We start from the raw sequence: 13,707 nt of genomic DNA, 5'->3' as shown, positions 1-13,707 counted from the left end.
CGTAACGGGTTGCGACATTCCACTCTCTTTTTGAAGCCCCGCACATTCGACGGATGCCCTAAGCCTTCTCCTACATCGTTTGGAGGTTTCGGGTACGCCTTGCACTCAATAAGATTTCGTCGGTAGCCACAAGTTTTGCGGCACTGCACCGTTGTTGTTGTCGCCGCAAGAAAGACTCCCCCCGAACAGGAGTGCGCGATGGACCCGTCCCAATCGGACACGTCGGCAAGATTCAGTGGAGCAAGCTATCTATACCGCCTGCTCGACGCCGCGATCGTCATCACCTGCGGCCTGACTGCCACCGGCTTGAAATTCTCGGACGATGCATTGGCGGAACCGCCGCAAATTCATCTGTTCCTGGTGTATTTGTGCGGGCTGGGCGTGATTGCCCTGTTCCCCGCCTTCCGCCTGTATGTGTCTTGGCGGGGCCGGCTGCTGACGGATCTCGTCGTGCGCAGCCTGGCGGCGTGGGCAACCGTGTTCGCACTTGGCATTCTTGTCAGTTTTCTCATGCATCAGACCGCCGCGATATCGCGCATATGGGCGGCCACCTGGTTTGGCATGGCGGCGCTGACGCTGGCCGGCGTGCGCATCGCCGTCTATGCCGCGTTGGGCGCGGCGCGTGATCGCGGGCTGAATAAAAAGCACGTGCTGCTGGTGGGCTTTGGCGCACTGGGCCATGACCTGTGGCGCCGCGTTGAACAGTACCGGGGCGCGGGCTATGAAGTGGCGGGCATCTACGCCGAGCCGCATGAAAGCCTGCCGCCGCAAGTCCGCCGCCTGCATGATCTGGACAATCTGCACAGCTTCGTCCATGAAAACAATGTGCGTGAGATCTGGATCGTGCTTCCGATGGAGGCGGGCCAGGAGCTGCGCGAAGTGCTCTATCACTTGCGTAACGACTTGGTGGATATCCGCTGGATTCCAGATGTGATGTCGATTCAGCTGCTGGGCCATCGCATCGGTGAATTCCTGGGGCTGCCCGCCATTCAACTCAATAGCCTGCCGGCGGCTGGCGTGCGCGGTTGGGCCAAGGAAGTGTTTGATCGCAGCTTCGCTTTTTGCGCGCTGATCGGGTTATCGCCCGTGATGTTGTCCATCGCGCTGATGGTGAAGCTGACTTCCCGCGGGCCGGTGTTCTTTACCCAGCCGCGCCTGGGCGTGGATGGCAAGGTCTTTCACGTCTACAAATTCCGCACGATGACGGTGCATGAGGAGCATGGCACCGTCACCCAGGCCACGCGTAACGACACGCGCATCACCCGTATCGGCGGCTTCCTGCGCCGTACCAGCCTGGATGAGCTGCCGCAGTTTCTGAACGTGCTGATGGGCGATATGTCCGTCGTGGGGCCGCGCCCGCACGCGCTGGAACATAACGAGATGTACAAGGACCTGGTGCAGCGCTACATGATGCGCCACCGCGTCAAACCGGGCATCACGGGCTGGGCGCAGGTGAATGGCTTTCGGGGTCAGACGGACACGCTGCGCAAGATGAGCGACCGCGTCGAGCACGACATCTATTACATCCAGCACTGGACGTTCAGGATGGACCTGCTGATCATCGCCCGCACGGCCGTGTCGGGATGGACGGGCCGCAATGTCTACTAAACCCTTGGGATGGCCCGCCCACAGCACTGGGCCGCACAACACGTGCGCCGGCGTCCTGCCGCAGGCGGACTTCCGCCAGGCGGTGGAGATGCTGCCGCTGGTGTCCATTGACCTGCTGCTGCGCGACGCCGACGGCCGCTACCTGACCGGCTTGCGCACCAACCCGCCCGCGCGCGGCGCCTGGTTTGTGCCGGGCGGACGCATCCGCAAAAACGAATCCTTGCGCGACGCGCTCGCCCGCATCGCCCGCGAAGAACTCGGCCTGCCCATCGAGGCAGACGCGTGGACGCCGCGCGGCGTGTACGAGCACTTCTACGGCACCAATTTCGCGGGTGAAGCCGGCCGCTCCACCCATTACGTCGTCCTCGCCTACGAGGCCGAGCTGTCGCTGGACACCGCAAGCCTTCCCCAACGCCAGCACCAGGGCTACCGCTGGCTGCCCGCACAAGAGATCGCCGCCGACCCCGGCGTACATCCGTACACCCAGGCCTACTTCAAGGAGTGAGCGCCATGACGAATCCCCCTCCCCCCTACCGGGCAGTCATTCTTTGCGGCGGTTCCGGCTCGCGCCTGTGGCCGCTGTCGCGCGAACTGCTGCCGAAGCAGTTCATCCGTTTGACCGATGCCCGCAGCCTGTTGCAGAACACGCTGTTGCGCTTGGGGTCGGCCGGCGCCGAGGCCAAGCCGATGCTGGTGTGCAATGACGCCCACCAATACATTGCGGCCGAGCAGGCGCTGGAGCTGGGCATCAAGGACGCCGAGGTGATTCTTGAACCCTTTGCCCGCAACACGGCGCCCGCCATTGCGGCCGCCACGCTGCGCGCCATGCGTGATGGCGAAGACCCCATCATGCTGATCATGCCGTCGGACCATGTGCTGGAAGACGGCGAGGTGCTCAGCGCCGCGTTCGCCCAGGCCTATGAGGCCGCGCGCCAGGGCGCCTTGGTCACGTTCGGCATCACCCCGACCGCGCCGCTCAGCGGCTATGGCTACATCCAGTCGGAAGAGCCGGGCGTGATGGCGCCCGCGCGCCGCGTGCGCCGCTTCGTGGAAAAGCCGTCGCCGGAAGTGGCGCAGCGTTTCATCGAGGATGGCGGCTACTACTGGAACAGCGGCATGTTCGCGTTCCAGGCGTCTGTCTTCCTGTCTGAAATGGCCCGGCTGGCCCCGAAGATGCTTGAGCAGGTGCAGGCAGCGGTTGCCACCGGCCACGGAGACAACGGGCTGTTCCACCTGGACGGGCCGTCGTTCGAAGCCTGCCCCAGCGACTCGATGGACTACGCCATCATGGAACGCACGGACAGCGCCGTCGTCATCCCGCTGGCCGCCTCGTGGAGCGACGTGGGCGCCTGGGACGCCGTCTGGGGCATCGCCCAGAAGACGGTGGAAGGCAACTCCACCACCGGCGACGTCATGGTGGAGGATTCGCGCAATTGTTTGATCCACTCCACCAGCCGTCTCGTCGCATCGGTGGGTCTGGACGACATTGTGGTGATTGAAACGGCCGACGCCGTGCTGGTGGCGCACAAATCGCGTTCGCAGGACGTCAAGCGACTGGTCGAGATCTTCAAGACGCAGCATCGCTCCGAGCTGAACCATCACCGCGAAGTGCAGCGCCCGTGGGGGTCGTATGACTCGGTGGGCCAAGGCCCGCGCTACCAGGTCAAGCGCATCACGGTGAAGCCGGGCGCACGCCTGTCGTCGCAGATGCATCACCACCGGGCGGAACACTGGATCGTGGTGTCAGGCACGGCGCGCATCTACAACGGCGACAAGCAGTACCTGCTGACGGAGAACCAGTCGACCTACATCCCGCTCGGGGAAACCCACAGCCTGGAAAACCCGGGAAAGATTCCGCTGGAAATCATCGAAGTCCAATCGGGCGCGTACCTGGGCGAGGACGACATCGTCAGATTCCAGGACATGTATGGCCGCGTCTGAAAATGGAGAGCCCCCACGCCGCACGCCCGATGGGCGCTTGCTGCCCCCCGAGGGGGCTGCCTTCGCCTTGGGGCGGCCCGGCGGCGAAGGGCCGTTCTGGCGTCCCGGCGTGGCTCGCATCTGCCTGCCTTTGGCGGGTGTGTTCTTCGCGGTGCTGATCACCGTGGGGAACCTGCCTGGCCTGGCGGCCGACATGTCAGACGCGTTTGGCGACAAGCGCCTGCATCTTCTGGCTTACGCCTTCCTGACCGGTTTGATTTACCTGTCGGTCAACCGGCGCCCGGCGCTGGTGGCCATGCTGACCATCACGGCTTTGGGCGCATTGGATGAATCAATCCAATCCTTTTTTCCCTATCGACAGGCTGAACTCTTAGACCTTTTGGCCGATATCTTGGCGGCTGGTGCAACAGTAATCTCATTGCACATTGGTACCGCAGCCTTCGGCTCCTTTCGTGCAGTTACTAAGTCTTAAGGATACAACCATGCCAAAACGGGCACTGATTACCGGCGTTACCGGACAAGACGGCGCCTATCTGGCGGAGTTCCTGCTGGCCAAGGGCTATGAAGTCCATGGCATCAAGCGGCGCGCTTCGCTGTTCAATACCGCGCGTATCGACCATCTGTACCAAGATCCGCACGATAAGCCCCGCAATTTCGTGCTGCATCACGGCGACATGACTGACTCGTGCAGCCTGATTCGGATCGTGCAGTCGGTGCAGCCCGACGAGATCTATAACCTGGCCGCCCAAAGCCATGTGGGGGTCTCGTTCGAAGAGCCGGAGTACACCGCCAACGCCGATGGGCTAGGCACGCTGCGTTTGCTGGAAGCCATCCGCATCCTCAAGCTGGAGGAGAAGGCGCGTTTCTATCAGGCGTCTACGTCCGAACTGTACGGCCTGGTGCAGGAAACGCCGCAGAAGGAAACCACCCCCTTCTACCCGCGCAGCCCCTACGCCGCCGCCAAGCTCTACGCCTACTGGATCAGCGTGAACTACCGCGAAGCGTATGGCATGTACGCCTGCAACGGCATCTTGTTCAACCACGAATCGCCCAAGCGCGGCGAAACCTTCGTGACGCGCAAGATCACCCGCGGCCTGGCGCGCATTGTGCTCGGCCTGCAGGAATGCCTGTACCTGGGCAACCTGTCTGCGCTGCGTGACTGGGGCCATGCCCGCGACTACGTCGAAATGCAGTGGCTGATGCTGCAACAGGACACGCCGGAGGACTACGTCATCGCCACCGGCATGCAATACAGCGTGCGCGAATTCATCAATACGGCGGCGCGCGAGCTGGGCATTCTGCTGGCGTGGGAAGGCGAAGGCCTGGAAGAAACGGCCACCGTGCTGTTCTCGCCGGTGCACGACGTCAAGCCGGGCCAGGTCATCGTGCGCGTCGACCCGCGCTACTTCCGTCCGACCGAAGTGGAAACCCTGTTGGGCGACCCCACCAAGGCGCGCGAAAAGCTGGGCTGGTCGCCGCGCACCACCTTCCAGGAGCTGGTCAAGGAAATGGTGGAGAGCGACCTGAAGGATGCGCGCCGCGACGCGCTGGTCGAGCAGAACGGCTACGAAATCTACGCCTACAAGGAGTAGCGCGCCATGACGAACCTGGACCAACGCGTGTTTGTCGCCGGCCACCGTGGCATGGTGGGCGCCGCGATCACGCGCGAACTGCGCCGCCGCGGGTACGAGCAGGTGCTGACCCGCAGCCACGCCGAGCTGGACCTGGAAAACCAGAACCAGGTGCACCGCTTCTTTTCGACCACGCCGGTCGATGTGGTGTACCTGGCCGCCGCCAAGGTGGGCGGCATTCTGGCCAACCAGAATCATCCGGTGGACTTTCTGTACAAGAACCTGATGATCCAGTGCAACGTGATCCGCGCCGCCTATGCGGCCGGCGTGCGCAAGCTGCTGTTTCTGGGTTCGTCATGCATCTACCCCCGCGAAGCCCCGCAGCCGATTCATGAAGACGCCTTGCTGACCGGCCCGCTGGAAGCCACCAACGAGCCCTACGCCATTGCCAAGATCGCGGGCTTGAAGTTGTGCGAGGCCTACCAGCGCGAGTATGGCGCGCGCTTCATCTGCGCCATGCCCACGAACCTGTATGGGCCGCACGACAACTACGACCTGCATAGCAGCCATGTGCTGCCCGCGCTGATCCGCAAGTTCCATGAAGGCCGCGAAGCCGGTCAGGAGAGCGTGACGATCTGGGGCACGGGCACGCCGCTGCGCGAATTCCTGTACGTGGACGATCTGGCCCAAGCCTGCGTGATGCTGATGGAACATCCGGATGCCACCGGCATGTACAACATCGGCGCCGGCAAAGACATCTCGATTGCGGATCTGGCGGCGCTGGTGGCGCGCGTGGTGGGCTATCAAGGCCGCATCGTCTACGACACCAGCAAGCCCGACGGCACGCCGCGCAAGCTGATGGATTCGTCGCGCGTGCAGGCGCTGGGGTGGCAACCCGGCATCTCGCTGGTAGACGGCATCACGCTGGCCTACGGACATTTTCTGCGTGAACGCGCAGACCAATCCCAACAGGCGCTGCCCGTGGCCTGAGGGCCGCGCCAGCAGCTTCAACCACAGGCTTCCCGATGCTTGGATTCGTCAGAAAACACATCGCCGGCAATGCTTCCTTCTGGGGGCTGGTGGAGTACGGCATCGGCCCCGTTGCGGCGCTGGTGGCCTTGCCCATTCTGTTCCGCCAGTTGGGTACGGTGGGCTTTGGCCAGTACTCGATGATCATCGCGCTGGCCGGGTTCGGCAACGCGGCCAACCTGGGCGCGGCGGTCACCGCGACCAAGCTTGTGTCCGAACGCCTGCACGAACCTGGCGGCGCTTACCGTGCCGCCGGGGTCAGCATGTCGTTGATTGGCTGCGCGCTGGGCGTGGTGACGCTGGCCGCGGTGTTGCTGTGGGCGGTGGTGGGCCTGGGTTGGCCCGCCGCGACCTTTGGCGGCGTGGCCGTGACGCTCCTGGCCATGCCCGCACTGGCCATCTACCTGACTCAACAATATGACCAGCTTTTCTCCGGCTGCCTGAAAGGCCGGGAAGATTTTCGTGCGACCGCCTTGTGCGAACTGTTCAGCCGCACCGGCACGATGGCGCTGGCCTGCGCCACGGCCGCGCTGACGGCATCGCCCACGTGGACCGGGGTCGCACAAGCGTTCGGGCTGCTGGTGGCCGGCACGGTGAAGATGCGCGTGTTCTCGCGCGCCTACGGCCGGGTGTTGGTGCGCCCGGTGCGTGATCGCGCGGCCATGTCTGACGCATTCAAGTTTTCGCGCTGGTCGTGGCTGAACAGTCTGAGCGCGCTGGCCTTCGGCTCGGTGGACCGCGTGCTGGTTGGCAGCATGATGGGCCCGGCCGCGCTAGCCATCTACACGGTGGGCGTGCAAGTGGGCCAGATCATCCACACAGCATCCGTCGCCATCTTCCAGAAAGCGATGCCGCGCGTCAGCCGCCTGACGGTGTCGCCGCCTTATGTGGGCGCAGCCGAACGCGAGATCCGCCGCATGATGATGTGGAACCTGGTGCTGTCAGCCAGCGCCACACTGGCCGTGCTGGCGGTGAGCCATCCGCTTTTGAATCTGCTGTTGGGCGACAACGTGGCCACCGGCCACCTGGGCACCTTTCAGTTGCTGATCGTGGCGTCGGGCTTGTTGTCGCTCAACGCCGCCGCGCACTTCTCGCTGCTTGGCCTGGGGAATTCCCGCGCCGTCGCCATTTTGAATGGTCTTGGCGGGCTGGCGATGCTGTGCGTCATGGCTGGACTCGTACACGCGGCCGGTGAACACGCCGCGGCTTGGGGCCGCATGGCCTACGCGGCGATCACGCTGGCCGGCGTGGCCCTCGCCATCCGTCAATCCCGCCCCGACTTCCCGGGCGCATTGCCTGCGGCCACCCGATAACACCCACATGCTGAGGTCTTACATGCGCAAGCGTCATAACGAGTATTCACGTCAGCTCATCGACTTCGTTCGCGAGCTTCGCCCGCCCGCGCCGATCGCCGGCGGCCTGTTGCCCAAAGTGACCATCGTGACCCCCTCGTTCAACCAGGCGAAGTTCCTGGAACGCACCATTCTGTCGGTGTTGAACCAGGGCTATCCGCGTCTGGAATACATCATCATCGACGGCGGTTCCACCGATGGCAGCGTGGACATCATCCGCAAGTACGAGCGCTACCTGACCTATTGGGAAAGCACCCCCGACCGCGGCCAGTCGCACGCCATCAACAAGGGATTCGAACGCGCCACGGGCGATTACGTGGGCTGGCAGAATTCCGACGACCTGTACTTCCCGGGCGCGTTGCGCAAGCTGGGCGCGGCCGCGGCAAAAGGCCGCGCGCCAATCGTCAGCGGCAACCTGTTCGTGGCGGATGCCGACAACAAGATCTTCCGCAAGATCCACTACACGCCCGTCAACCGCGGCACGTTGACGGTGGTGAAGGCGTCGATTCCCAACCAATCGGCCATCTTCCGCCGCGACCTGCTGCGCAAGTACGGGCTGCTTCAGGAAAGCATGCGCTACTGCATGGACCTGGAGCTGTGGAGCCGGCTGCTGCGCGAAGGCAAGAACCTGATCGTGCCTGATGCGCTGGGCGTCTACACCGCGCATGACGAAACCAAGACGGCGCTGATGCAGGACGTGCTGCTGGAAGAGCGCGAACAGATCGTCACCCGCATCCGGCGCACGGAGCCGGGGCTGGGCCGGCTGTTCGAACTGTCTTGCCGCGCGTCCAAGGTGGCGGCGCACGCCCGTCAGGGCGACCTGTCGTACCTGTTCGAAAAGCTGACCACGAAAATTTTCGGACGCGACGACTGGGCCGCGCACTAGGACGACACCGACATGAGCCCGCATCGCCGCTTTACCACCCTGCATCTCCTGGGCCTGTTCGCGTTCACCGCGCTGGCCCTGAACGATGACCGCTTCATCCTGGGCGTGGGCAGCTTCAAGCTATCGCCCTTTGATGTGCTGTTCGTCGCCATGCTGGCCGTCAAGGCGCTGCGGCTGGCGGAACCCAGCGCCTACGCCTTGCCGCGCGGGCTGCTGGGCGCCCTGCTGGGCCTGCAGGCCATGTCGGTGATTTATCTGCTGCTGGTGTCCATGCATCACCCCGGCATTGAAACGGGCGACGTGGCGCGCGACCTGCGCATCGTCTTCTATTTTCTGTGCACGCCGTTCCTTTGCTACAAGGACATCGACAGCCCCGCCGCCTATGCCGTGCTGCAAAAGTACATTGTGGCGGCCTGCCTGGCGGTGGCCACGCTGATGCTGCTGGAACAGTTGCAGGGGTTCAGCGTGTCCAACCCGCTGCGCAATGTGCGGCTGGGGGTGTGGGCGATTCCGTTTGGCGTCGTGTCGCTGCTGTACTTCCGGCGCACGTTGAACGTGTCCGGGCCCAAGGCTTACGCGTTGACGGTGTATATGCTGCTGGCGCTGGTTTTCTCGCTGAACCGCAGCCAGTACTTGCAGCTGGCCGTGTCCGTGCTGATTGCGGTGCTGCTGGGTTCCAGCGCCGAAATCCGGCGGCGCGCCATCATCATCTTTGCGCCGGCGGCGCTGGCGGGCGTGCTGGTGTTTGCCAGCATCGGCTACCTGGATGTGCTGACCAACCGCATTTTCAGCGTGGAAAAGCTGGACGAAGATTCCAGCTACGGCGCGCGCATTCAAGAAATGCAGGGGCAGATGGACTTCTTCGCCGAAAGCCCCGTGTTCGGCAAGGGTGCGGGCTTTCGCAGCTGGGTGATGGGCGAGAACGGATTCGAACTCAGCACCTTCGCGCACAATTCCTGGGCCTTCTATCTGATGAAGTTCGGCGTGGTCGGCACCATCATGATCATGCTGCCGCCCTTGCTGATTCTGCTGCTGACGCTGCTCAGGCGCTACGCGCATCCCGGGCTGGAGATGCACCGGCGCTACCTGCTCGCCACCGCCCCGATCTACATCTTCATCGATTCGTTATCCGGCGGGCTGGCCTATGCGCCCAAGACCGCATTCACCGGATTCCTGCTTTGCTACTGCCTGTCGCTGATGCGCAATGCGCAGATCATGCCCGTGCCCCAGGCAAAGGCCGCCACTACGCCGCTTACCCCCAGCCACCGTCCGAGCGCTGCGCGCCGGGCGCCACCGCGAGTAATCCCCCATGCCTGATGTCCTGTTTGTCGCGCCGGACCTGCACGGCGGCGTCGGAAGATGCGTCGCCTTCATCGTGGATGCCTTGCCGGAACAGGGAGTCGACTCGGCCCTGTTCCTGCTGCGTTCGCGCAACCGTGAGTACCCCGTCGCCAACCCGAAGGTGACGCGCGCCTTGCCCATTATTGAATCGCCCACAAAGCTGCGGCTCATGCTGCCCGTGGCATTTTTCCGGCTGATGGCGCAAATCCGCCGCGAGAAGCCGGCCATCGTGTGTTCGCATGGCTTGCTGTGCAACATGCTGGTGGTGCTGGCCAGAAAACTTCTGGGCGGCAGCTTCAAGACCGTGGCGTTCGAGCACAGCAGCCCGGCCATCCACTACGGTGCATCGCGGATGCGGCGCCTGAAGTGCTGGCTGGTCAGCCAGACGTATCGGCGGCACGACGCCGTGGTGGGCGTGTCGCGCGGCGTGAAGGAAGACCTGGTCAGCATGTTCCCGCCGCTGCGCGGCAAAGTGCAAACCATCTACAACGGCGTGCCGCTGGACAAGGTGCGCCGGCAAGGCGCTCAGCGCCCCAATGACGATGGCAATGCGCCGTACCAGGTGGTGGCGGTGGGCCGGCTGGAAGCGGTGAAGGACTATGCCACGCTGATCGACGCGGCGGCGATCCTGGACGACCCCGGCATCGCCTTCACGATTCTGGGCGAAGGTTCGGAACACGACGCCTTGCAAAAGCGCATCGACGAGCGCGCCTCGCGCACGCCCGTCACGCTGGCCGGCCATATCGACAACCCCTTCCCGGTCATTGCCGGCGCCGGTGCGTTTGCGCTGACGTCCATCCGCGAGAGCTTTGGCAACGTGCTGGTGGAGGCGCTGTGCCTAGGCGTGCCGGTGATCTCCACCGACTGTCCGCATGGCCCCGCCGAAATTCTGGACGCCGGCCGCTACGGCCTGCTGGTGCCGGTGGGCGACGCCCATGCGCTGGCCGCGGCGGTACGCCGCCTGGCCTACGACGGCGAAATACGCGAACAACTGGCCGCCCAAGGCCCCGAACGCGCCGACGCCTTTTCCCTAGAGCGGCATTGCCGCAACGTCATCGCGCTATTCCAGCCGCTGATGCAACGCGGCACGCCCTGAACAGGACAGCATCATGCAGAAAATTCCGGTTTCCGTGGTCGTCATGACGAAGAATGAAGAACGCAATATCGCCAAGTGTTTGAAGGCGCTGGTTGAGTTCGACGAAGTCTTCGTGGTGGACTCCAACAGCACCGACGCCACCTGCGCGATGGCGACGGCGCTGGGCGCCCGCGTCTCCAACTTCCAGTGGAATGGCAAGTATCCGAAGAAGAAGCAGTGGTGCCTGGAGCAGTTGCCGTTCTCGCACCCGGTCGTGCTGTATGTGGACGCCGATGAAGAAATGACACCCGCCCTTGCTGCCGAAATTCGCGACGTGCTGCCGCGCTTTGCCGCGGGGGCAGGCGGCGCGTTCGTGCCGTTTGACTACGTGTTCTGCGGCAAGAAGCTGGAGCACGGCCACCGCGTCTACAAGCTGGCGCTGCTGGCGCGCGACCAGTCCCGCTTCCTGGATTACGACGACCTGGACGTGGCGCACATGTGGGAAGTGGAAGGCCACTATCAGCCGCAAGTTCAAGGCGAAACGTTCGCGTTGCGCCAGCGCATGGTGCACAACGATCACGATTCGCTGTTCCATTATTTCGACAAGCACAACCGCTATTCGGACTGGGAAGCGAACCTGCGCACGAAGGGGCTGATGAACGATCCGCGCGAAGCCAACGTCGGCGCACGCGCCTTGCTCAAGCGCATTTTCCAGGCCCTGCCCTTCAAGGCGCCGATCTCGTTTCTGCATTCCTACGTCTTCAAGCTGGGCTTTCTGGATGGCAAGGCCGGCTATGACTACGCCGTTGCGCGCGCCATGTACTACTGGCAGATCCGCATCAAGACCGAAGAATTGCAGAAGGCGCGGCTGGCGCAGGATGACACGCAGGCCGACACCGTAGCGGGGGCCGCCAAATGAGCACCCTTCAGCAACTGGATCGCTTTGCGCTGGCCCCGGGCCAGCGTGGCCGCTCCGCGCTGACGGTGCAGCTGTGGTGGACGGTGCAAAGCACATTGTTTCGCTGGTCGCCCCAAGTGGCGTATGGATTTCGCCGTTGGCTGCTGCGTTGCTTTGGCGCGCAGGTGGGCCGCAAGGTGCTGATCCGCCCGACCGCCACGGTGACCTATCCGTGGAAGGTCGAGATTGGCGACTACGCCTGGATCGGCGACGACGCCGTGATCTACAGCCTGGGTCCCATCCACATCGGCGCACACGCCGTGGTGTCGCAACGCAGCTATTTGTGCGCGGCCGACCACGACGCAGGCCAGCCGGATTTTCCGTTGCGCGAACGCGCGGTGCGGATTGAGGATGGCGCCTGGGTTGCAACAGACGTCTTCGTGGGGCCGGGCGTGACGATCGGCCGTGAAGCCGTGGTGGGTGCGCGCAGTTCGGTGTTTCGCAACATGCCGCCCGCGATGGTGTGCCACGGCAACCCCTGCCGCCCCGTGCGCCCCCGCATGGCGACATCGCCATGAAAATACTGATCTACGGCATCAACTACGCGCCCGAACTCACCGGCATCGGCAAGTACAGCGCCGAGCTGGCCGAATGGCTGGCCGCGCATGGGCATGAAGTCAGCGTCGTCACCGCGCCGCCCTATTACCCGCAATGGAAAGTGCACGACGGCTATCGCGCGGGCCGCTACCAAAAGGAAGACCGGCGCGGCGTCACCGTGCGCCGCGCGCCGCTGTGGGTGCCGAGCAAGCCGGGCGGGCTGAAACGCCTGATTCACCTGGCCAGCTTTGCCGTATCCAGCTTGCCGTCATTGCTGCGCGCGGCAGCCGGCCGGCCGGACTTGATTCTGGTGGTGGAGCCCGCGCTGTTCTGTGCGCCCGCCGCGTGGATCACCGCACGCTTGTGCGGCGCGCGCGCCTGGCTGCACATTCAAGACTACGAGGTCGACGCCGCGTTTGAGCTGGGGTTGCTCAAGGGCGCCGGCTTGCGGTCACTGGTCAAGCGTGCCGAACGCTGGCTGATGCGCCGCTTTGACCGCGTGTCGACGATATCGAACCGCATGCTAGACCTGGCGCTGGCCAAGGGCGTGGTTCCCGATCGCGCAGTGCTGTTGCCCAACTGGATCGACGTCAACGCCATCACGCCGCGCGCTGACAGTGGCGACTACCGCGCCGAACTCGGCATTCCTGCCGATGCAGTGGTGGCGCTGTATTCGGGCAACATGGGCGGCAAGCAAGGCTTGCAGACGCTGGCCGATGTGGCGCGGCGGTTAAGCCACGACAAGCGGCTGTGGTTCGTGTTCTGCGGCCAAGGCCCCGAACGCGCACCGCTTCAGGCCGCCTGCGAAGGCTTGTCGCAAGTCATCTTCCTGGACTTGCAACCGGCCAACCGCCTGGGCGCGCTGCTGAACACCGCCGACATACACCTGCTGCCGCAACGCGCCGGCGCGGCCGACCTGGTCATGCCGTCCAAGCTGACTGGCATGCTGGCCAGCGGGCGCCCGGTCGTCTGCGGCGCAGCGCCGGGCACCGAGCTTGCCGGCGTGGTGGCGCATTGCGGCCTGCTGACGCCGCCTGAAGACGCCGACGCCATGGCCGAAGCCGTGCGCAAGCTGAGCTGCAACGCGCAGATCCGCGAAACGCTGGGCGCCGCAGCGCGCCAGTACGCGTTGAATCATTTGCATGTGGACGCCGTGCTGGCCGCGGCCGAGCGTGAATTCGAAGCCGTGGTGCAAGGCCGCGCGAAACCGCTGGACTCGCGTACGCGCGAAGGCGATATCTAAAGCCTGTGTTGCGTCTGTTGCGCACGCCGCGGCCCTCGCGGCATTGGCATTGGGCAGCGAAAACTCAGGCCCTTATCGCGCGTAACCCATCACTGCGCCATCGCTGCACCATCACCCCACCATTCGAACGACACCCGAACGATGCCTGACGCGCGCGCGCGTGGCC

At 64.2% G+C, this 13,707-nt stretch carries 13 protein-coding genes; all 13 read left to right on the top strand.

What is annotated here, in order from left to right:
• Positions 1-198 precede the first annotated feature (198 nt).
• The 13 genes from AC1DSJ_RS05110 (at position 199) to AC1DSJ_RS05050 (ending at position 13,541) form a co-directional block, all read left to right on the top strand.
• Positions 199-1,608, top strand: coding sequence for an undecaprenyl-phosphate glucose phosphotransferase (locus AC1DSJ_RS05110; protein WP_054426524.1), 1,410 nt, complete (start codon positions 199-201; stop codon positions 1,606-1,608).
• A gap of 88 nt (positions 1,609-1,696) precedes the next feature.
• Complete coding sequence (locus tag AC1DSJ_RS05105; RefSeq protein ID WP_054426743.1) at positions 1,697-2,113, top strand: GDP-mannose mannosyl hydrolase; 417 nt, start codon at positions 1,697-1,699, stop codon at positions 2,111-2,113.
• Positions 2,114-2,118: 5 nt separating this feature from the next.
• Positions 2,119-3,549, top strand: coding sequence for a mannose-1-phosphate guanylyltransferase/mannose-6-phosphate isomerase (locus AC1DSJ_RS05100; protein WP_054426525.1), 1,431 nt, complete (start codon positions 2,119-2,121; stop codon positions 3,547-3,549).
• Positions 3,536-4,021, top strand: a complete 486-nt coding sequence (locus AC1DSJ_RS05095) for a VanZ family protein (protein WP_441371507.1) — start codon at positions 3,536-3,538, stop codon at positions 4,019-4,021. Before AC1DSJ_RS05100 ends, AC1DSJ_RS05095 begins: the two co-directional genes overlap by 14 nt.
• 10 nt (positions 4,022-4,031) lie before the next feature.
• Complete coding sequence (gene gmd / locus AC1DSJ_RS05090) at positions 4,032-5,141, top strand: GDP-mannose 4,6-dehydratase (protein WP_054426526.1); 1,110 nt, start codon at positions 4,032-4,034, stop codon at positions 5,139-5,141.
• Positions 5,142-5,147: 6 nt separating this feature from the next.
• Positions 5,148-6,110 (top strand): GDP-L-fucose synthase family protein, encoded by a 963-nt coding sequence (locus AC1DSJ_RS05085; RefSeq protein ID WP_054426527.1) that lies wholly within the window; start codon positions 5,148-5,150, stop codon positions 6,108-6,110.
• 35 nt (positions 6,111-6,145) lie between these two features.
• The gene (locus tag AC1DSJ_RS05080; protein ID WP_054426528.1) at positions 6,146-7,462 is read left to right on the top strand and encodes an oligosaccharide flippase family protein; all 1,317 of its coding nucleotides are present in this window, start codon (positions 6,146-6,148) and stop codon (positions 7,460-7,462) included.
• 22 nt (positions 7,463-7,484) lie between these two features.
• A complete protein-coding gene (locus AC1DSJ_RS05075) occupies positions 7,485-8,387 on the top strand; it encodes a glycosyltransferase family 2 protein (protein ID WP_054426529.1) in 903 nt (300 codons plus the stop codon).
• 12 nt (positions 8,388-8,399) lie between these two features.
• Positions 8,400-9,704, top strand: coding sequence for an O-antigen ligase family protein (locus tag AC1DSJ_RS05070; protein WP_441371506.1), 1,305 nt, complete (start codon positions 8,400-8,402; stop codon positions 9,702-9,704).
• The gene (locus AC1DSJ_RS05065) at positions 9,697-10,824 is read left to right on the top strand and encodes a glycosyltransferase (RefSeq protein WP_054426531.1); all 1,128 of its coding nucleotides are present in this window, start codon (positions 9,697-9,699) and stop codon (positions 10,822-10,824) included. Before AC1DSJ_RS05070 ends, AC1DSJ_RS05065 begins: the two co-directional genes overlap by 8 nt.
• Positions 10,825-10,837: 13 nt before the next feature.
• Complete coding sequence (locus tag AC1DSJ_RS05060; protein ID WP_054426532.1) at positions 10,838-11,722, top strand: glycosyltransferase family 2 protein; 885 nt, start codon at positions 10,838-10,840, stop codon at positions 11,720-11,722.
• Positions 11,719-12,279 carry a putative colanic acid biosynthesis acetyltransferase gene (locus AC1DSJ_RS05055; protein ID WP_054426533.1) on the top strand — a complete coding sequence of 187 codons (561 nt, stop codon included), beginning with the start codon at positions 11,719-11,721 and terminating at the stop codon, positions 12,277-12,279. The genes AC1DSJ_RS05060 and AC1DSJ_RS05055 overlap by 4 nt, the downstream gene beginning before the upstream one ends.
• The gene (locus AC1DSJ_RS05050) at positions 12,276-13,541 is read left to right on the top strand and encodes a glycosyltransferase WbuB (protein WP_441371505.1); all 1,266 of its coding nucleotides are present in this window, start codon (positions 12,276-12,278) and stop codon (positions 13,539-13,541) included. The genes AC1DSJ_RS05055 and AC1DSJ_RS05050 overlap by 4 nt, the downstream gene beginning before the upstream one ends.
• The last annotated feature ends 166 nt before the right edge of the window (positions 13,542-13,707 follow it).

It is taken from the genome of Achromobacter sp. 01N37 (assembly GCF_056399725.1).
Note: the sequence above shows the minus strand (reverse complement) of the source record. Positions and strands in the feature narration are given on the sequence as shown.

Coding starts and splice junctions, on each gene's coding strand:
- AC1DSJ_RS05095 (WP_441371507.1), top strand. CDS start 3,536: ATGGCCGCGTCTGAAAATGGAGAGCCCCCACGCCGCACGCCCGATGGG.
- AC1DSJ_RS05060 (WP_054426532.1), top strand. CDS start 10,838: ATGCAGAAAATTCCGGTTTCCGTGGTCGTCATGACGAAGAATGAAGAA.
- AC1DSJ_RS05075 (WP_054426529.1), top strand. CDS start 7,485: ATGCGCAAGCGTCATAACGAGTATTCACGTCAGCTCATCGACTTCGTT.
- AC1DSJ_RS05065 (WP_054426531.1), top strand. CDS start 9,697: ATGCCTGATGTCCTGTTTGTCGCGCCGGACCTGCACGGCGGCGTCGGA.
- gmd (WP_054426526.1), top strand. CDS start 4,032: ATGCCAAAACGGGCACTGATTACCGGCGTTACCGGACAAGACGGCGCC.
- AC1DSJ_RS05050 (WP_441371505.1), top strand. CDS start 12,276: ATGAAAATACTGATCTACGGCATCAACTACGCGCCCGAACTCACCGGC.
- AC1DSJ_RS05105 (WP_054426743.1), top strand. CDS start 1,697: ATGCTGCCGCTGGTGTCCATTGACCTGCTGCTGCGCGACGCCGACGGC.
- AC1DSJ_RS05080 (WP_054426528.1), top strand. CDS start 6,146: ATGCTTGGATTCGTCAGAAAACACATCGCCGGCAATGCTTCCTTCTGG.
- AC1DSJ_RS05085 (WP_054426527.1), top strand. CDS start 5,148: ATGACGAACCTGGACCAACGCGTGTTTGTCGCCGGCCACCGTGGCATG.
- AC1DSJ_RS05110 (WP_054426524.1), top strand. CDS start 199: ATGGACCCGTCCCAATCGGACACGTCGGCAAGATTCAGTGGAGCAAGC.
- AC1DSJ_RS05070 (WP_441371506.1), top strand. CDS start 8,400: ATGAGCCCGCATCGCCGCTTTACCACCCTGCATCTCCTGGGCCTGTTC.
- AC1DSJ_RS05100 (WP_054426525.1), top strand. CDS start 2,119: ATGACGAATCCCCCTCCCCCCTACCGGGCAGTCATTCTTTGCGGCGGT.
- AC1DSJ_RS05055 (WP_054426533.1), top strand. CDS start 11,719: ATGAGCACCCTTCAGCAACTGGATCGCTTTGCGCTGGCCCCGGGCCAG.